Origin of the sequence: Flavobacterium sp. (assembly GCF_039595935.1) — a bacterium.
GTDB lineage: Bacteria > Bacteroidota > Bacteroidia > Flavobacteriales > Flavobacteriaceae > Flavobacterium.
Window position 1 is genome coordinate 1,541,128 of record NZ_JBCNKR010000004.1, and the last position, 19,134, is coordinate 1,560,261.

Consider the following 19,134-nt stretch of genomic DNA (forward strand, 5'->3'; position numbering starts at 1 on the left):
AGTTAGAAATTTTCGGCCAAACCTAACCGCAACGACCAGTCGTTTTTACTAATTCCGTAATCGAGAACTAAATTACTATTGTTTTTCTTGTTCCATTTTATGCGTAATCCTGTTCCAAAAGCAGGATTCCATTTTTTAAACTGATAGGTATCTAACTTTGAAACCGACGAAATATTAGTAAAAAAAACAGCGCCCCAAAAACCGTTTCTGGAAATATCGGTTCTATATTCAGTTTCAAAATAAATCAGAGCGTTACTGCGAAATCTGTTTCGGGTAAATCCTCTTCCGGTTCTTCCTTCACGGTCCCAGCCTATACTTGGTAAATCTAAATAATGTGGTTTTCCTCCAAAAGTTGACCAGTAAAAAGCTCTGTATGCTAAAACACGATGTTTATATTTACTGAAAGAATGATATTTACGGGCGTCAAAATAAATTGATTTCCATTTTTGATCTTCTACCCCGCTGGTATTTATCCTATAATCTGCTTCGACATACAAACCTTGTTCCGGATTTACATTGTTTTCCCTTGAATCATAAAGTCCCTGAATGGCAATTCCTAAAGAACTTTCGTCTGAGAAATCTCCATTCATATATTTAACATAATCTGTTTCATCATCGATATACGAATCTTCAGAAATATTCTGGTAATTATCAAACAAGAAACCAAGTCCGAGTCGAAAATTACCAATAACTCTTCGGGTTGCAAATTGATAAAACCGCCATTGTTGATAATCTAAAGTCGACATTTTCTCATCGGTATTATGTCCGCCCAAACCATACGTATCCTGCGGGTAAATCATAAAACGATAATCTCCTATAAAATTCCAGTTGTTATCTTTTGTATATATATAGGTCTGGATTGGAAATACATATTGTTTGGTAAAACTAAAATAAGGTGAAAATGAAATCTGCGACATTTTAGTAGTATTGCTGTCGCCGAGATAAAATGTAGTTAAAAACGAAACGACTAATCCCGCATTTTTATTGGCATCAATAGGCACAGGAAGCAAAGAGAATGCTATTTTTTTGTCCTGATTTTTTCTAACTGAATCATTTTTATGAAAGAGTTTATATAAAACGTCTAAAATATCTTTGTTGTTTGAAATAGAATCGGTTTGACAATGACAAAACTGAATTTGAAAAAAGAAAAATAACCCCAGTAGAATTTTTACATTTTTCATAAGCTAACTTTTTCATAAACAAATTATTACAAATTTAAAATTTTATTCAGACAGTTAGTTTATTAAAACAATAAAAAGAATATTCTATTTTTGAGCTGCACTAAAAAACTTGTTATGAAAGTTAAAACCTTACTTATATCTTGTTTATTTATTTCTGCGTTAATAGTATGTTTCGCTTTCGCGGAAGGCAATTCGAGTTCAAAAATCAATTTGGTAAAAACGGCAACCTGGTATATTGCCGGCCCAGCGAAGGAAAATCAGGAAACAATTAATAGAATCAGAAAAGAAAAAGGTATTGTAAAAGTTACGGCAAATGAGAATCCTATCGGAGAAATTGAGCTGAATGTGATGATTACCGAATCTGGTTCGAATGACGGAAAGGCAACAAATTTATCTGATTCTAAATACCTCAGCATTACATATAAATCTTCACATTTAATAAAAATACAAGCTCGCGAAGGAAACGCGGAAGGAACTGGCTGTGTTCACGGCGGTTCGCACCCAAGAGTTGATTTACCTATTTCTGAAAAATTTACTACTGTAAAAATTCCATGGACAGATTTTAAACAAGATGGAAACCCAAATGGAAAATCTTTGAATATTCACAATCTGTGTAAACTTAATTTTGTGAATTATAATCCGGTTTCGGGAGCGGTTTTGGAGATAAAATCTGTGGTGATTGATTAGTGTTTTTTTTAACGCAAAGGGCGCGAAGGGTTTTCGCAGTCGCAATGATTTTTAATTGGTAAGTTTCATAAACTATAAAGTCCGCAAAGCTTAATATTAAGAAAGCTTTGCGAACTTTGTGGTTATTTTTTTTCAGCCACAGATTAAAAGGATTAAACAGATTAAACCTTTGCCCCCTTTGCGAAAACCCTTAGCGCCCTTTGCGGTTAAATTTTTCAGCCACAGATTAAAGGATTAAACAGATTAAATCTTTGTGTCCTTTGCGAAAACCCTTCGCGCCCTTTGCAGTTAAACATTTCTACAAATGCAATTGGATTTTAAATTTATTGAAGATTTTCATTACGTACAGCATTATAATCGAAAATACTAACGCCCAGATAATTCCGGGAACGCCTACTCTAAAATAACCCGGAATAATATGCAGATTAACAACCTTGCAGAAATAATAAATAACGCCCGGCAAAATATAAATCAATAACGGATTTGCTGCGGCGGGCATAAAAAACTCACTCCATTTGGTTTGTTTTTTTACTTCCATCAACCAATATAAAAAGTAAAATAAAACCGTACAAAGTCCGGCAGAAATCATGGTCCAGGCCGGAGTTCCCTGTATTTTTGAGATTCCGTAAAATTGTCGCAGAAAAAATCCAACGGAGAAAAATAATGCTATAAATACAATTACAGGCCAATTGATTTTATTTTCGATTTTTCGGTCAAAAAATAATAACGAAATTATTATTCCGGCTGTGACCAATGCTGCATGTGTTAAATGTCCGGCAATAAAACCGAGCCATTCCGGTAAAACTAAACCTTTAGTCAAATTTGCAGAGTTTAAAGCGACACAGATTACCAGAAAAACAATCATTGCCCACAGTCTACCCGAAACCAGCCAGTAATAAATTACCGAAATAAGATATGCCCAGCCTATTAAGCCCAGAATTCCCCACCATTTTGGCGTGATTCCTACTTTACCGGTTTCTTCCTGAACGTATAAAAAGTACAGGGCAATTAAAACCAGTATTCCGCCATATTGAAGAATATATTTTAACCAAACTGAAAAATCTTTTGGATATTTATTCCAAATAGGAATGGGCATTGAATACGCCAAAAGTCCCCAAAAAGCAGGTTCAATAATCATTTTTGAAGCGTCAAAACCATATTCGGCATTTACCATATAAACCCCTATAATGATTAAGGCCAAAGCTCGTTTTAAAGTATGCGTCCAGATTACTTTTGGACTGTCGCCTTTTATTAATCTGGCATTAAAAGCAAACGGAACCGACATTCCGACTATGAAAAGAAAGGCAGGAAAAACTAAATCTACAAAAGTCATGGCATCGGCATCTGCCGGCATGTGTTTCATCCATTGCGGTACATTTTGAATGCTTGCTAACTCATTTACAAATATCATTACAAAAATGGTAATTCCACGTAAAGCATCAATCGAAATAATCCTTTGATTGTATAAATTCTCCTTTATTTTCATAAAATTTTACTTTTTATTCAAATATAACATAATTATAAAATGCCGGTTACATTGTTACATAAATTTCTTTTAAATATTCTTTTGAGGGTAAACAAAAACAATATCTATTTTTTATTTTTGCAGAATGTTTTCATTCTTTAAATCAAAACCTTTTCTAAAAGATCTTTTAGCGGGCGACTTTGTCGACATTCATTCTCATTTACTTCCGGGAATTGATGACGGTGCGAGGAACATTAAAAAAACCATAAAACTGGCTAAAGCTTTTGAGGAATTGGGAATTTCTCAATTTGTTACCACTCCGCATATCAGCCATTATGTCTGGAATAATTCTGAAGAAGATATTGTAAACAAATTAAACGAAACTCAGGTTTTATTAAAAGAAGAAAATATTACTATTCCGTTTAAAGCTGCATCTGAATATTTTATGGATGACTGGTTTGTGAATCATCTTAAAACGGGAAAACTTTTGACTCTTAAGGATAATTATATTTTAGTTGAAATCTCGTATTTGAGCGCTCCTTTAAATTTATATAAAATCATTTTTGATATTCAGCTTGCGGGTTATGTTCCGGTTTTGGCACATCCTGAAAGGTATTTATATTATCATAAAAACTTTGCTGAATATGAAAAATTAAAAAAAGCGGGCTGTTTGTTTCAACTGAATTTATTGGCTGTTATGGGATATTATGGCAGCGAAATCACAAAAACTGCTGAGCTTTTATTAAAAAAAGGGATGTATGATTTTTCAGGAACTGATGTACATCACGGCAAACATATCGAATCTTTACATGAAAAAATCAAAATAGATTCTGCTGAAAATTTAAAAGAGGTTATTGCTAATAATCAGTTTTTTAGATTTTAAACTAATAGGCGTTTTCTTCACCTTTTAAAACGTTTATTATAGTGCGCACTATAATTTTTATATCCAGAAGCAGACTCCAGTTTTCGATGTACCAAATATCGTATTCTACTCTGTTCTCCATATCGATGAGTTCTTTGGTTTCTCCTCTAAAGCCATTTACCTGCGCCCAGCCTGTTATTCCGGGTTTTGCAAATTGCCGAACTAAATAATTGTTGATTAATTCGCTGTATTCTTTAGCAAGATTAACCATGTGAGGTCTTGGCCCCACTACAGACATGTCTCCCCAAAAAACATTAAAAAACTGCGGCAGTTCGTCTATGCTGGTTTTTCGGATGAAAGCACCAAATTTTGTGATACGGCTGTCTCCTTTTCCTGCCTGTTTATTGTCTGCCAGATCGTTTATATACATGCTTCTGAATTTTAAGCAGGTAAAAGAGCGGTTATCGCGCCCTGATCGTTTTTGTTTAAAGAAAACCGGCCCAGGCGATTCTAATTTTATAATGAGCATGACTACCGGAAACAGCCACGGAAATATGAGCAAAATAACCAATGCCGAAAAACAAACATCGAATGCTTTCTTTATTAATTTATTAACCGCAAATTCCAACGGTTCTCTGCGAAGCATTAAAACGGGCGTATTTTCATAAAAAGTAATTTCGACTTTATTTGATTTTGTATACAATTGAAAATCAGGAATAAATTTAATCCTGATCATGTTTTGCTCACAAATTTTAATGAGTTTATTTATTACTTCGATTTTATCTATATGAAGTGCAACGTACATTTCGTCTACATTTTCTTTTAAGATAAAATCTTCGATGGCATCGAAATTTCCTAATATATTGTCTGAGACTGTAGTTTCTGTTTTATCATCAAAAAAGCCCAGAAATTTGTAACCATAGGTTAAATCTTTGGCGAGGATTTTCTGCATTCTCTCTCCTGTTTCGTTTGCTCCTACAATAATGATTTTCTTGAAATTATATCCTTTTGATCTTATTTCTTTTAAAAGCTTCATTGAAATATATCTGGAGATCAACAGAATTCCGAAAAAGAAAATGTAGAAATATAAAAGCCTTAATCTTGAAATATCTGTGAATTTTAAGAAAACAACAAAAATTGCGATCAGGAAAGCATGCATTACCAATTTCCGAATGGTTCTCGAAAGGATCGATTCGATACGTTCAATTCGAATCATTCGATAGGAATCTTTGTTTAAAAGTAATCCTATCCAAATTAAATTAGCCAGCAGTGAAACTGTTTTTTCTTCCTTGATCCAAAGTCCGTCAAGGTTTCCAAATCTGGCTAAAAAAGACAAAACAATAGCTGAATTTAGCAAAATAACATCCCAGCATACAAACAAAAGTTTGAAATATCGGGACATTCTAAAACGTGATAATTCTTCTAAAATTTTCATATTTACTTGCTAAATCTGGCTCTTAAAATTTCAATTGCAAAATAACGTTTTAATTATATTAATAATCTTATTTTTTTTAGTGTATTCTTTAAAAATTTACCTTTATATTAATCCCAATTTAAAAGGCAGATCATGCGCGGATTTATTTTATTCTTTTTTATAACTGTTTTTTCAGCTTACTCTCAAAAACTCAAACCAGAGTATTCTGTAAAATTAAGCGATTCTATTAAAGAAACTTCCGGTTTAACTGCTTTCAATAATTTGTTATGGACACACAATGATGATCATGACAAAACTATTTACGGTCTGGATTCTTTGGGAAAAATTAAAAAGAAAATTATTCTTGAAAATGTTGTAAATCATGACTGGGAAGAGATTTCGCAGGATAGTTCGTTTTTATATATTGGTGATTTTGGAAATAATTACAGCGGAAACAGACAGGATTTGAATATTCTGAAAATAGAAAAAAAATCATTTTTAGAACAACATCCGGTTATCGAAAAAATATCTTTTCAATATGCTGATCAAACTGATTTTTCAGCACAAAATCACAATTCGACCGATTTTGATTGTGAAGCTTTTATTGTTTCTAAAGACAGTATTTATTTGTTTACCAAACAATGGAAATCGTCTAAAACGGATATTTATGTTTTACCTAATGTTCCCGGAAATCATATTGCTAAATTTAAAAATACATTAAACACTCAGGGCTTAGTGACGGGCGCCGCTTTTGTAGAAGAAAAGAAAATTATTGTTCTCTGTGGCTATTCTAAAACCGGAAAATCGTTTCTTTATCTTTTATATGATTTTAAAAATGATGATTTTTTATCCGGAAATAAACAGCGAATTGGTCTCAAACTTCCCTTCCATCAAATTGAAGGAATTGCGACAAAAGACGGTCTTCATTATTTTATTACGAATGAATCTTTGGTTCGGAAACCTATTATAAATAATCCTCAGCAAATTCATTATTTAGATTTGAGTTCTTTTCTGAGTTCCTATTTTCATAAATAAAGATTTTGCGGAATTTGATTTCTTATTTAAATCAAATTCCGCAAAAAACTTATTTATTTTATTTTAGATAATAAATTAAAAGAAGGTATCCCAAACTTCACCGGCGAATAATTTCCCAAATTTGGTTACAGCACTTATCGATTCTTTAGTGTTATCCGGGTAAATCGCTTTCATTGTCTGAAGCTGTTTCATGAAATCTCCTATCGCAATTTTCAGGATTCCTTTTCCCATTACTTTGCTTTTATTTTCATCTTCATACACGGTTATATAAAGTGTTGTTGTATCTGACCAAATATCAAAACCTTTATCGTCTCGTATGTCTTTAAAACCGTAGAAATAATAGGCAGGTCCTTCATACGTTTTAAGCTGCATGCTATACTTCATTAGTTTTGTTTTGGTGTCATTTTCATCTTTTACAAATAAATTAAAAATCCCATTGGTAATAGTAATTGGATGTTTTGAAAGCGCCGGACAATGAACGGTACCAATCATACCAGCTCTGTGATTGCTGTCTATCGAAAAAGCTTCAACATCCTGCGATTGAATGGTTAAAGTGAATTCGAATGGTGAATTATTGCTTTCTCCTTCGTCATATCCTCTTCTGAAATCTTCTTTTTCGTTCAGTGAAATAAAACCTCGCATTGTTTCGGTAAAGGAAACACCAACTTCGTATTCCTTTAAAGGTGATTCAGTTACGGTTTTAAAATCATAATTCAGTGTTTTTTGATTTTCTTCTATAATGATTTTTGAATTTCTTTCTGCTAAAGCTGAAATCGTCAACAGCGGATTTGTCCCTAACGGACGCGGGATTATGGATCCATCCATTACATACAATCCCTGATGTAAATCATTTTTACTTGTATTGGTGTAAACCTGACCACAGTGGTTGGTAACGCTTGTTGCGGGATCATCGCCCATTGCACAGCCACCTAATGGATGAACGGTTACCATATCATAATTGGTTAGTTTATTCCATTGCGGATTGGGTACGTAAGTTCCGCCCAATGCTTTTGTGGCTTCTTTAAGTTTGCCGTTTACTTTTTGAAAAATCTTTTGCTTTCCTACATCCGGCCAATTTATTTCGAGTCTGTTATTTTCTAACTGCATTGAACCATCTCCGTCGTCATGTGTCATTACTAGATAGACTTGTGTATTATTTAGCGAACCAAAATATGGTCCTCTGAAAATACTTGTGGCTTCTCTTTTTTGTTCGTTTACCCAATCCTGCCAGTTTTCATCGGTATGGTTTACAAAAAATTTAGAAATTGAGGTAAAAGCTCCGGTAAGTAAAGGCGATATAGCACCTGGTATGCTTCCTTCTTCGAGTGTCATTCCTTCGTCGAGAATGTCTCTTTCGCGCATGTCGATTATGGAAGTAATACAAGGGCCAACTGGTTCTTTTTCTTTATCATCAAAAAATTTCCCTAAACCAATACCGTTCATTTTGACATCATTATTGTAACCAAAACCCAGCACATCGCCATTGCCTGTAAAATGTTTTCCGAGTGCTGTTGATACACTCAAACCTTTTTCGCGCGAGCGTAATAAGATTTCGGTACTTCCTAAAGAGCCTGCGGATATAATTACATTATCAGCAGTTATGCATAATGGCGGTGCATCAAATTTTTCACGTCCAACATGGTACGAGTCAAAATATACCAGCCATTTATTGTCTTTTCGTTCTACATACTGCACGCCTGTTTCACAGAATATTTCGGCTCCATGATTAACCGCATCCGGGAGGTAATTCATTGTAAGCATGTTTTTTGCAGAATGATTACAACCCGTTACGCAATCGCCGCAGTTGTTGCATTTTTTTTGTTTTACACCTACATGATTTTCTTTATCATCATATTCGAAATTCACGTTAATATCCAGATATCTGAATTTTTCGTTCATTGCCGCCGCAGAAACTTTCATCCCTTTTGTTTTGGCAAGTTCAGGAAAACCTGGTGTATTTTCAGGATAAGGAGAAGGTTTGAGCATTTGTCTTGCTTTTTGAAATCCTTCTCTAAGAGATTCCATATCATTTCTAATCGCTGCAGGCCATCTTAAATCATCAAAAACACGAGATTCTGGCTCTATCGAAACATTGGCATTTACATTTGAAGTTCCGCCCAAAGCACAGCCTTTAAAAACACTTATTTCCCTGCCCATGTAAAATTCATACAAGCCGTTTTTACTGCCTATATGTTTAGTATCGGTATTGACTTGCATTTCTTTTACTGCATCATCTAAATCTTCCGGATATTCGCCGGGCTGAAATTCTTTTCCTTTTTCTAAAAGACATACCTGAATTCCAGCACGTGACAGGCGCGATGCCGCAATACTCCCGCCATAACCGGAACCGATAATAATAAAGGGATAATGCGATTTAATTGACGTAATTGGTTTTGATAGACGTTTCATGTTTTGTTATTTTTTAATGATGATTGGTGGTTCTATTAAAAAAACTTCAGGAGAATCTTCTGAAGTAAACTTAATATCTTCTCCTGTTTCGTCTTGCTTCCATTGACTAACGACTTTTTTTATTCCAACCGGATAAATCGTAAGATCGCCATCACTGTTAATGTGCATTCTGAGGAAATTTTTATAATGTTCATATGAAAATGATGAAGAAGCTTCTGTAATATGTATGTTAAAAAAGTAACCGCTTACAAATAGATATATTCCCATAAACAGTCCGTTTAAAAGTGCGCTTACCAACACGCAGTATGCCAGAACAATTGCAATTTTACAAGGTTCGTTTATTTCAAAAGAAGGATTGTAAAAGAAAGACTGAGCGATATATGTCGAAAAAAAGATGGCCAGCAAATGGAACTGCCCATGAAAAAAGCCCCATAAATAAAACCATTTTGTGCGTGCCGTATCGGTAAAAAAGGTAAAACCAATTAATACCAACAGCGACATAAAAAGCAGTATTGGATTGTAAATTATGTCGTCAAAAAGTTCACTTATATAAGTAATAAAACCTGAGAAAAATGACTCACCAAATGTGTTACTGCCAATATCACCCGCTGCGACTATATTCCATAAAAAAGCTAATGCCAGAAATCCCATAAGAAGGCAGAAGAACTTATTGAAATAAGGAAAAATGAGATTTAAAAAAATCAGTTTTTTAGAAAGTTTTCTGGAAGGAAAAGTCATTTCGAGATTTGGATATGATTTTAGTGTGGATTTCATAAAAACGTAATCTTCGCTTAATTTATCCAATGATTTAGGCAGCATGTGAGTTGTATGCATAAAAGCGCCGCCGCCGCCCGCAGTAAATAAATGATTGCATTCGGTTTTATTTTCTCCGTCTCCCATTAAACGTTCTTCTGAGTAACGTGAATAGTGATGAAGATCGCCTGTAAGGGTTGCTGCAATTTTAAATGTCTTGCCTATTTTTTTATACGAGTCAGCTGTAATATATAATTCTTCAAAATATTTCAGACGTTTATAAGTTTCGTCATTGCATTTTACCTGCTTATAAACCCAGCTAGGTTCTGCCGTGCATAAAATAACTTTGCTGTCTGGCGGCATACTTTCTTTTGCTACTTTTTCAAAGTAAAGTTTCTGCTGCTCATCGATATCTGCATTGAGCTGTATATCTATTCCCCATAACCAATAATTATGAGGCAGTTTAATGGCAAAATAGCTTCTCTTTTGTCGCGTAATCCAATTTCCCAACCAACGCACCTGACCAAAAAGCTTCATAAAATTGGTTAATCCATCGTACCAGTCATGATTTCCAGGAATGGCATACATTACAGGTCTTTCATTTTCCGGTGGTCTATCTTGACCTTGCGGAATAACATGTGCGGCGCTAAACGGAATTTTAAATCGGTTTGTGTAATCCTCCATTCCGGGTGTTGGGTAAACCTGATCTCCGCCTAATATTAACAGATTTCCGGATTTTAGCAATTCGCTTCCTTCTTCTTTAAGAGTTTCTACTCGCTTCTGTTTTTCATCCGTTTTTCTGTCAGGCGTTAATTCATAACTTGGCTGCAGTTTTAAAGATAAATCTTTTGCGGCGAGAGAAGCAACAGTATAAGTTGGGTTAAATCCGTCACCTGTATCCGAAATATAATCAAGCCATATTTCATCTAAAGGCGTTTTGGTTCCGTCGGCATTTTCTTTTACAGAATGATCGTAGAATTTGTGTTCCGGATCCAGAGCCGCTTCTAGTTCTCGTTTGTCGGCATAGTTTGCAAAAGTCCCCGAAATAATGGTTCTCAAAGCAGTCGATGCCAAAATAGAAGGCTGATACCAGTTAACCATCTTGGGCTGAATGTATTTTTTTTGTAAACTCATATCTGTAATTATAAAGTAGGTTTTTGATACACTTTTTTGAGTACTCTAAATTTTTCTTTCTGCTTTTTCAGCCAGCTGCTGCTACTGCTTATATGGATGAAAGGAATATTTTTTATACGGCTCCAGGCGCGCTGTTTTAATATAAATGCAATTGGTTTTGGAATTTTATCACTGCTAATGGTGCAAAATGCTTTTTTAAATTCCATACCTAACAATAAATCGTATTGACTGATTAAATCGAGCTCGCATTGTAAATGAAAAACCTCATCTTCAAAAACAAAACTGCTTCCATAAACTAAAACTCTCTCCTGATGATTAAGGGTAACCTGATTATTGTAGGTTGAGATTCTGTAAATACTGTTATTAAATGCTAATGAACAATAGGCTCGCAAAACCAGTTCATCATCTATTAACCTGAAATTGAAATGAATGTTTAGCGAAAAGTCAGCTGGTTTATTTTTCCAATTTAGGGTTCCGGAAAAGAGCGATCTAAAGTTGAATGAAATTCCGGGTTCTTTCATCAAAGAAGCCTTGTAATCAGGACTTACTCCATTTAAAGGTTTATTTTGCAGATAATATTTGGCATCGGCATAACCGCGATTGATTAATTCATCTACATTAATTTTATAAAACATTAAATCCGGATCTAATGGCAGCGGAAACTCTGGTTTTATTACATGCAGAGTAATTTTTTCTTTCTCTTTTTTACTATTGGCCGTTTCCAATTGTTCTAACTCGAGAAGCAAACCGCCGTTTGCACTTATTTCGATCATATGGACATATTGGTTAAAGGATCCGTTTAAAAATTCATGCGAATTTCCTATCGCCCACACTAACCAAATTTCATTCGGATTTCGTTTTATGGCTTCATTTATATTGGCGTCTTTAATCCATACTGCATCGGTATACCAGTCTCCCTTAATTTTTACAGCCGGCATAAAAATAGGCAGTGACATTCCTGCTATTAAATGTTCAAGGGTTACTTTTTGACTAGAAAGGGCTTCAATTGTTTTTTTTGAAAAATTACAGACATTAAAAGTGGCATCGATTGAAGCATTTGCATTCATCTTTTTAATATCTATTCCCAACGTTGGAAACACTTTATTAAGAATTCCATCTGCATCGCCTATTGCATTAAAAGTGCTTTTTGAGAAATAATTTTTGAAAGGAAGTAAAGATGAAAAATTCATAACATTTACTTTTCGCCAGCGCATAGCCATATCTTTGGGAGTAATATCCGAACATATCATAGCTGTGTTAAAAATTCCGCCGGAAGTACCGTCAAAATGATTAAATTTTAATCCCTCTTCTTCCAATGCATTTATAACGCCGGCCTGATACGAAAGACGAGCACCGCCGCCTGCGAGTATCAGAGAACGTTTTATTCCGTCTGAATTTATGCCTGTTATGCCGTTCTTACTTAATGTCATTTTGTGCAATAAGTTTGAGTGAATAAAAATAAATTACCAATACTCCTATTAATTCAAAACCCAAAAAGAAATACATTAATAAGCTTGGAGAACCATCCATTACTATAGAAGTAATTCTTGCCAGCACGCCTGCACTCATCGTAAAGATGAAAAATGTGTTGAATTTCTTTTCGCTGAAAATATCTTTTACAAACAATATTGAGAATATGCCAAATCCTAATTCAATTGCTCTTAAAAACCGATATTGACTTATCATGTTTATTCTTTGAAAATCAGGTAACGAGTGTACATCAAAGTCAAAGAGTAAACGATAATCAAAACCCGGATTAATAAAAGCGCCCCAAAAGCCCGCTATAATTACCAATCCTATATAGGTGTAATAAAAAAAGTAATTAGCTGACCGCATGTTCTTTTGCTATTTTTAGATAATAAAAAAACAATATCCCCGACAGTAAATCAAATACGGCAACTCCGGCAGCCAGAGGCACAAAAACGCCTTTATATATTCCGACAAAAACCGCCGCAGAGGCTCCTAATTTTTGAAATCCTGACCAAATTACCGCTACTCGGTTTTCATTTTCATTATATAAAACATGAACCATCATTCCTCCAAAAAGAAACATAAACATGCCAATGGTCGCAAATAATTGTTTGGATGCCGTATCAATAGGCGCACCTACAAAATTTAACACAAAAGCCGGCACTATAATCTGTATAAGACCAGATAAGAGTGTGGTTAAGGAAATCAAAAGAAGAATAACTCGTATGACTTTTTTCATAGGGCAGTATTTTGATTATTTATATCTGAGAATAAGCTAGGCTCTGCGTGCTTTGGCAATGAAAAAATACATTGTTACGGCCCACATTATGGTGAGTATATAAAAACGGACATCATTGTAAAACATCCAGTCTTTTAGTAATTGCTGGAGTACAGTCATATCTGTTACGCCCGCTTTGAACTGATCGTTTATATCTTCAATAAACTTTTGCTGTACTATTACCGGAATGAGCAAACCCGGAATCCATAATAATGGCACCCATCTTAGTTTTCCTTTCCATTCTGTTATCAGCATGATTACCAAACAGAAAGACATAATGGGAATGGTTACAAAAAAATACTTGGTTGCTGTTTCTGTCTGCGGAATTATGGCATCGTAATAATTCGAAATATTCAACGTAGACGGATAATGCGGAAACCAAAAGAAATGTAATGTCCAGAACATCCCAAGATATACTGATGAACAAAAAAAGATGTAAGCGTTATTAAGGTCGATTAATATCTGTTTTATTTTCATGATGCTGTTTTTTTTAGGTTAGAAAACTTAAATTTTAAATTTTTGATAATCTGTAAATGATGGTGCCGGAAGCCAGTCTTCATTTAATTTGAGATCAAAGACGCTTTCAAAACCTTCGGGTGTTACTTTTTCGGGCTGTTTTTCATACGTCATAAACCAACATTCAAAGTGATCGTCAAGTATGCCATTTGCTTCGGGCATATACATGGTAAAAAAGGGTTTGCTTTCTATTTTCAGGTCTTTTAAAAATTTAGTTCGGGGATGGTCTCCAATAAACAATCGGCCTGTTGCACTTTTCCCGAATTTAATTCCGGCTTTGGTTTTAAAATGTATGTAAGATGCCATGAGCATGTTACGAAAATGACTGTAGTTGGTTGCTCCAATATTTATTGGAAAATTTGTTTTTTTCGGTTTGTCTATTTCAATCCTAAAAGCAAACTGATCGTCTTTTTCGTATTGAGCGCTTACCTGATTTTCTGTTATTATAAAATCAAGACTGGCTTTATGTTTTGGCATTCCCCAAATTCCTTTTCCTCCTTTAACTGATATTTCAGAACTCACAGGCAGGTCTAAAATAAATTGTCCTGTTTTGTATGTTTTCATTAGTACGGCCGGAAGAAATGCCGGAGCGGGTTTGCTTCCCTTCGTTACCGCAAGTGCTAAACTGTATTCTATATATTTGCCAATAGAAGTGTGGCGGTAATCTATTACTGTAACCATAAAAACGGCTTTACCTCCAAAGGCTTTTACAGGATGGAGTTCATTACCGGGCAGTAAAGCTTTTGCTTTTTCGTAATCACATAAAAAACCGGCCATAAGTGCAGGCGATTTTTCGGCATTCACAGGCAGTTTAAAAGTAATGCCGTCAACCATGGCAAAGCGGCCTTCATAATTTTTAATCCGTTTAGGTAGTGACATAGGGTAGAATTTTAATAGTTATTTTAATTACCAACTTCAATTATTCAGTTCTTCTATCATGACTGGAAAAATATCTTTATGTGCATTTTTACCCAGAAAAATATCTAAGTGGCTATACGTTTCATATACATGAAGTTTGTGATAGTCCGGTTTTATTTTATTGAAATAGTTAAAGGAATCTTCCTGACTTTTGCTTTTGAAACATTTATTGAGTCTGCCTGCAAAAAATACAAAGCGGGCATTTGTCTCCGGATTTGCATCGGCATAACGTTTTTTGCCATCAACAGAAACCAGCGAACCATAATGAACCCCTTTTCTTATGTGCCTGAAAAAATGAACCGGAACGGGACCAAATTCATATCGTATCCATTCTTTGGTTTCATCGCTCAGGTTTTCCAGTTCCCATAAAGCCGGAAATCCGGAACCATAAACAAAACTCACAAATTTTCCTACCGTGGTATCTTTCTCAAAATGGGTAGCAAGCACTAAGGCTTTAAAAAATTTAGAGCGAAAATCAGGTGCTTTATTTCCCCAGGCGGGATTAAGATAATTTGTTATTGTACCAGCCATTTCAAGAATTACATCAAGTTTTACACGCGACCACGAAGGCACAACAGGATGAAGCGAAACGGCATTGGTAACAATGGTTGTAACCTGAGGAACTAAACCCAAAACAGCCGAAATCATAAAACTTGTCGATCCCTGACAATGAATAATGGCTTTACAGTTTTTTGAATTGCTGATTTCACATACTTTTTGAACCGCTGCCGGATGATCATTTTTAGCTACAATATCTAAATCCCATTTATTGGCAGGCAGTTCTGTACTGGCGCGCCAATTTTCAAGAAATACATCATAACCGGCTTCAGCAAGCATATCCAATAAATTGATTTCATTGGGCGGATTAAAAATGTTGGCACGAACTCCTGCCCCATGTACCAAAAGTACCGGGCCGCGGTGTTTAGAACCTTCATGTTTTAATCTCCACAAATTACAGTCGAAACCATCAAGGGCTTTAAAAGGAATAATATCAAAAGTATGATTTGGCATATGGCAAAAATTGAACTGTTATTATCTATTGTTTTTCATAAACTGTTTTATGTAATTCTGTTACAAGCTTTTATTGGCTTCAAGAAATTTATTGATTAATGCAATTACAGATACTATACTGCCGCCCATTACAGCAACTCTGTCGTAGCTGTCTTTATTTAAATACATTAACAGAAGCAATGCACTGATAGCAACAATTAAAATTGGAAATTTCAATTTGCTGAATGTGCCGTTCTTGCTTTCGTCTTTAAATTCTTTTATAAAGTCCTGATCGCGTTTAATTTTGGATAAAATGAATACTCTAAAACTCAAACTCATAATTTTAAGTCTCCCCGTTAATTGGTGACAATCGATTATTCCTCTTTCCATAAGATTGATCAGGATATCTTTGTTTTTATAGTTTACAAAATGGTCTTGGGCAAAATCAAAAAGAACATTGCGGGTTTCATCCTCTTTGGGTAAAGATTCCCATACTTTTTCATATTCATCCGCAAATTTCTGATTGTTGTAATTCAGTATAAAGTCCATTCTTAAGGCCGGTGATATTTCATCATTACTGTCTTTATCAAAAACTTCATTGATTGTTATGTCGCGGTCTGTGCATTTGGTTTGATCTACAGCTGTTTTCTTATTGGGTTTTTCAATCAGTTCTTTAATATCATTGTCATTCACCATCGGAATAAAAATGTGATCGTTTTCTAACGGCTCTTTTCTACACGGAAAATATTTCTCATAACCAGCCTGCATCAAATCATAAAAGAAGAAACGGTTGCTGTAAAAGTTTAGTAAATAATAGATGAGAATAGTGAGAAAAAAGAGCCCGATAAACAATGACGAAACAATCAAACTGAAATTATACCAGTTCTCACTTTGCAGAATTGCCTTAGAGTTTAGATAGTATTTGCCGTTAAGAGAATTAAATGTGAAATTTTTAATTTCAAACATAGCCGGACGATCTAAAAATCTAAGGTTGGCTTTTTGAATTACATCGTCTTTGCAATTAGGCAATAAAAATGGGGCTTTACCTTCTGCATTACAATTGCAGCTGTAAGCGTTTATAATTTGCTTATTAAAATCTTTATTTTGTTCACTTATTTGATTCGAAGAACAATAATAACGGGCAAAGTCATTTAATTCGTTAACATAAAAAGCACTGATCAATACAAACGGAAACACAGCAAAATGATACAATAATCTTGCTGTTAAAAATCGTGTATAATCTTTTCTTTTTACTCCTTCATTTAAACTTTTAAAGGATTTTAAATCGTCATTTTCTCTTTCTCTCCAGCCTCTGTAATAAAAAATTAGTCTGACATGAGTAATAAAAAGAGCTATGATCGCAAAATATAAATTGCAATAAGAAAACAAAATCAAAGGCAGACAAATACCAAAAACAAATGAAAACAGTAACAGTTTTACAAGCTCTTTTACAGGATCTGAAGTGCGGATATTTAGTGTTATTAAGTTAATGAGCACCAAATTAACCCCGACCAATAAACAGAAAACAAATGCTATTGAAGGAGAAGATATTAAAGACAATACAACAGTCAATAGTATTGCTGCAGAATTGACTATCAATAAACGTTTATATTGAAATGCTCGTGTATTATCCGGAAAAAGATGATAAAAATGATGGTTTGAAAACAGACTGAGACGGCCAGAGTAAAAAAGAGCTGAATAAACAGATGTAATTACCAATATGAAAAAGCCGTAAAAAAGAGAAATTAAGAATCCGTTACTAAAAGTAAACATTGATAAACGATTGAGATGAGATAAATCGCGGGTTCCTAAAATGTATATAGGAGAATCAACTTTGATGCTTAGTTTTTTTGCATATATCTGATAAGCTGTTCCCTGATACTCTATTTCAAAAGATTTCTTATCAACGCCAGATAACAAACTTATCAGATCGAGGTTTCTTTTTGATCCGTTTCGTAAATTTTGATACAAGTTTTTTTCGGGATCATTCTGCATCAATACCTCTCCATTTCGATCTATGAGCATATAACCTGTTCCAGGAGGCAGGTTTATTTCTTCGGAAAAGTATTGTCTAAAAGCGATTCCTTTATTAATCCCTTTTGAATTTGATTTTTTTTCGGCGTATATCCATTGGTATCTGTTATTTTCTCTGGAAAATACAGCCGTAAGCAAATTATCTATTTTTTGATTATTTAATTTATTCTGCTTTAGTATCTGAAAATACATTCTATCCGAATATTTTCTGCGTATATCAGGAACCGTGGTGCTTAAATCTGTTGTTATCAATCCCTTTTCGTCCATACGGAAATAACTGTCTAAATGATCGAACAACTTCGAACTTTCCTGAAAACTTCTTATTATTTCGGGGTTATTTTCACTCCTGTTTTTATTTTCTTTATCTCTTTTTCTGCCCGATTTTTTATTTACAGAAGCCGCTGCCGAAGTCTTTTTTAAAGATATTCCAACAAATGTATTATTCGAATTATTCCATTTTTCTTCCAGTATTGGTTTGGTTGTCCAATTTTGATACGCCTTAATTTGTCCGCTAAAAGAAGAATCAATGTTTTCAACCAGCTTTTCTAAATCGTCTGTATTTCTGGTTTTTAAAGCGTTATTCCAATACGACAATATTCCAAACACAACCAAAACGGCAATCAGAACCCCAATCGAAAAAGCAACTCCAACCAAATCTGTCTGGCTGAGCCTTTCTGTATAACTGCTTATGACAGGTTTTATAAAATTTATTCCTAATATCAGTATGACAACTAAAAGCAGACTGAAAATCAACAAGCCGGTATCAATTTGCCGAATACTGGTTTGAAAAGTAGAATTATCAATTCCTGTCGCTAAGAATATGGAGTAACTGGTTCGTGGAATTTTTATTTGATCGGCATAATAACGCTTTGCAGATTTTTTAAAGCTAAAAGGGCCATTCTTCCTGTTGTTTTTAACCAAGCTATCCTGATCTGCCAAACTAATGTTTTGAGATATAAAGGATTTATTTGTCAGGCAGCTTCCGTTTTCAATTGGACAAATGTAAAAGGAAGAAAAATGTGTTGTAGAATTAATCTTAGTTAGAAATTTAGTTAAGTCAATATCAGTGCTGTCAGGAACTTCTATAATTTTTGAGCTAAAAGTCTTTTTATTTTTTTCAGAAGAAATAGACAATTTGATTGTTCTAAATAGTCTGATTGTACCGTCTTCTAATTGTTTAAATTTCTTTTTATTAATTAGTATGGTATCAATATACACAGTAGGTGAACCTTTATATTGTGAAAGATTCAGTGTGTCCATTTTGTTTTCACTAATGTAATTTACCTGATCGTCAAAGTAGGTTTTAAGCTGTTCTTCAATACCTTTTAAAATGGCTATATTTTTGGCATCTTCTTTTCTCTCATTATTGGGAAGAATATAGTACAAATAACCAAATGTCAACAAAGCAATAACCAGCGCTGTTATTATAGAATAAGTATGTTTTTTAAAAGATTCACTTATAGTAGAAAACAGTTCCATTTGTTTGTC

General features: G+C 34.2%; 15 protein-coding genes. 3 read left to right on the forward strand and 12 right to left on the reverse strand.

The annotated features are described in order from the left end of the window. Positions 1 to 2: 2 nt before the first annotated feature. The gene (locus ABDW27_RS06690) at positions 3 to 1,181 is read right to left on the reverse strand and encodes a hypothetical protein (RefSeq protein WP_343695171.1); all 1,179 of its coding nucleotides are present in this window, start codon (positions 1,179 to 1,181) and stop codon (positions 3 to 5) included. A 114-nt stretch (positions 1,182 to 1,295) separates the two neighbouring features. Here ABDW27_RS06690 and ABDW27_RS06695 point away from each other — a divergent pair, with 114 nt between their 5' ends. Further along, a complete protein-coding gene (locus ABDW27_RS06695) occupies positions 1,296 to 1,868 on the forward strand; it encodes a hypothetical protein (RefSeq protein ID WP_343695172.1) in 573 nt (190 codons plus the stop codon). Between the two features lie 298 nt (positions 1,869 to 2,166). Here the strand turns inward: ABDW27_RS06695 and ABDW27_RS06700 are convergent, their stop codons facing one another. Further along, on the reverse strand, positions 2,167 to 3,354 hold the full coding sequence (locus tag ABDW27_RS06700) for a DUF5009 domain-containing protein (protein WP_343695173.1): 1,188 nt from the start codon (positions 3,352 to 3,354) through the stop codon (positions 2,167 to 2,169). A gap of 124 nt (positions 3,355 to 3,478) precedes the next feature. Here ABDW27_RS06700 and ABDW27_RS06705 point away from each other — a divergent pair, with 124 nt between their 5' ends. Next, on the forward strand, positions 3,479 to 4,216 hold the full coding sequence (locus ABDW27_RS06705) for a CpsB/CapC family capsule biosynthesis tyrosine phosphatase (protein ID WP_343695174.1): 738 nt from the start codon (positions 3,479 to 3,481) through the stop codon (positions 4,214 to 4,216). A gap of 1 nt (position 4,217) precedes the next feature. On the opposite strand, the gene ABDW27_RS06710 is transcribed toward ABDW27_RS06705, so the two are convergent. Further along, on the reverse strand, positions 4,218 to 5,630 hold the full coding sequence (locus tag ABDW27_RS06710; RefSeq protein WP_343695175.1) for an undecaprenyl-phosphate glucose phosphotransferase: 1,413 nt from the start codon (positions 5,628 to 5,630) through the stop codon (positions 4,218 to 4,220). A 132-nt stretch (positions 5,631 to 5,762) separates the two neighbouring features. On the opposite strand from ABDW27_RS06710, the gene ABDW27_RS06715 reads away from it, so the two are divergent. Next, complete coding sequence (locus ABDW27_RS06715; protein WP_343695176.1) at positions 5,763 to 6,644, forward strand: T9SS C-terminal target domain-containing protein; 882 nt, start codon at positions 5,763 to 5,765, stop codon at positions 6,642 to 6,644. Between the two features lie 75 nt (positions 6,645 to 6,719). Here the strand turns inward: ABDW27_RS06715 and ABDW27_RS06720 are convergent, their stop codons facing one another. From ABDW27_RS06720 to ABDW27_RS06760, 9 genes are read right to left on the reverse strand one after another with little or no spacing between them, the layout of a single operon-like run. Further along, positions 6,720 to 9,053 (reverse strand): GMC oxidoreductase, encoded by a 2,334-nt coding sequence (locus tag ABDW27_RS06720; RefSeq protein WP_343695177.1) that lies wholly within the window; start codon positions 9,051 to 9,053, stop codon positions 6,720 to 6,722. Positions 9,054 to 9,059: 6 nt separating this feature from the next. Beyond that, positions 9,060 to 10,940, reverse strand: coding sequence for a hypothetical protein (locus tag ABDW27_RS06725; RefSeq protein ID WP_343695178.1), 1,881 nt, complete (start codon positions 10,938 to 10,940; stop codon positions 9,060 to 9,062). 8 nt (positions 10,941 to 10,948) lie between these two features. Then, complete coding sequence (locus ABDW27_RS06730; RefSeq protein WP_343695179.1) at positions 10,949 to 12,370, reverse strand: patatin-like phospholipase family protein; 1,422 nt, start codon at positions 12,368 to 12,370, stop codon at positions 10,949 to 10,951. After that, entirely contained in the window at positions 12,357 to 12,776 is a 420-nt protein-coding gene (locus tag ABDW27_RS06735) for a DUF4345 family protein (protein WP_343695180.1), read from the reverse strand. Before ABDW27_RS06735 ends, ABDW27_RS06730 begins: the two co-directional genes overlap by 14 nt. After that, positions 12,763 to 13,149, reverse strand: coding sequence for a patatin (locus ABDW27_RS06740; protein ID WP_343695181.1), 387 nt, complete (start codon positions 13,147 to 13,149; stop codon positions 12,763 to 12,765). The genes ABDW27_RS06735 and ABDW27_RS06740 overlap by 14 nt, the downstream gene beginning before the upstream one ends. Before the next feature lie 36 nt (positions 13,150 to 13,185). Next, positions 13,186 to 13,665 carry a hypothetical protein gene (locus ABDW27_RS06745; RefSeq protein WP_343695182.1) on the reverse strand — a complete coding sequence of 160 codons (480 nt, stop codon included), beginning with the start codon at positions 13,663 to 13,665 and terminating at the stop codon, positions 13,186 to 13,188. Between the two features lie 27 nt (positions 13,666 to 13,692). After that, entirely contained in the window at positions 13,693 to 14,583 is an 891-nt protein-coding gene (locus ABDW27_RS06750) for an acetoacetate decarboxylase family protein (RefSeq protein WP_343695183.1), read from the reverse strand. Between the two features lie 36 nt (positions 14,584 to 14,619). Next, positions 14,620 to 15,633 carry an esterase gene (locus ABDW27_RS06755; protein ID WP_343695184.1) on the reverse strand — a complete coding sequence of 338 codons (1,014 nt, stop codon included), beginning with the start codon at positions 15,631 to 15,633 and terminating at the stop codon, positions 14,620 to 14,622. A gap of 60 nt (positions 15,634 to 15,693) precedes the next feature. Next, positions 15,694 to 19,125: a hypothetical protein gene (locus ABDW27_RS06760; RefSeq protein ID WP_343695185.1), complete on the reverse strand. Its 3,432-nt coding sequence runs from the start codon at positions 19,123 to 19,125 to the stop codon at positions 15,694 to 15,696. Positions 19,126 to 19,134: the final 9 nt, after the last annotated feature.

Bases quoted from the DNA above. Each gene is read 5' to 3' on its own strand.
- ABDW27_RS06760 (WP_343695185.1), bottom strand. From the start codon at position 19,125: ATGGAACTGTTTTCTACTATAAGTGAATCTTTTAAAAAACATACTTAT.
- ABDW27_RS06700 (WP_343695173.1), bottom strand. From the start codon at position 3,354: ATGAAAATAAAGGAGAATTTATACAATCAAAGGATTATTTCGATTGAT.
- ABDW27_RS06740 (WP_343695181.1), bottom strand. From the start codon at position 13,149: ATGAAAAAAGTCATACGAGTTATTCTTCTTTTGATTTCCTTAACCACA.
- ABDW27_RS06730 (WP_343695179.1), bottom strand. From the start codon at position 12,370: ATGACATTAAGTAAGAACGGCATAACAGGCATAAATTCAGACGGAATA.
- ABDW27_RS06720 (WP_343695177.1), bottom strand. From the start codon at position 9,053: ATGAAACGTCTATCAAAACCAATTACGTCAATTAAATCGCATTATCCC.
- ABDW27_RS06695 (WP_343695172.1), top strand. From the start codon at position 1,296: ATGAAAGTTAAAACCTTACTTATATCTTGTTTATTTATTTCTGCGTTA.
- ABDW27_RS06745 (WP_343695182.1), bottom strand. From the start codon at position 13,665: ATGAAAATAAAACAGATATTAATCGACCTTAATAACGCTTACATCTTT.
- ABDW27_RS06710 (WP_343695175.1), bottom strand. From the start codon at position 5,630: ATGAAAATTTTAGAAGAATTATCACGTTTTAGAATGTCCCGATATTTC.
- ABDW27_RS06690 (WP_343695171.1), bottom strand. From the start codon at position 1,181: ATGAAAAATGTAAAAATTCTACTGGGGTTATTTTTCTTTTTTCAAATT.
- ABDW27_RS06725 (WP_343695178.1), bottom strand. From the start codon at position 10,940: ATGAGTTTACAAAAAAAATACATTCAGCCCAAGATGGTTAACTGGTAT.
- ABDW27_RS06705 (WP_343695174.1), top strand. From the start codon at position 3,479: ATGTTTTCATTCTTTAAATCAAAACCTTTTCTAAAAGATCTTTTAGCG.
- ABDW27_RS06750 (WP_343695183.1), bottom strand. From the start codon at position 14,583: ATGTCACTACCTAAACGGATTAAAAATTATGAAGGCCGCTTTGCCATG.
- ABDW27_RS06715 (WP_343695176.1), top strand. From the start codon at position 5,763: ATGCGCGGATTTATTTTATTCTTTTTTATAACTGTTTTTTCAGCTTAC.
- ABDW27_RS06755 (WP_343695184.1), bottom strand. From the start codon at position 15,633: ATGCCAAATCATACTTTTGATATTATTCCTTTTAAAGCCCTTGATGGT.
- ABDW27_RS06735 (WP_343695180.1), bottom strand. From the start codon at position 12,776: ATGCGGTCAGCTAATTACTTTTTTTATTACACCTATATAGGATTGGTA.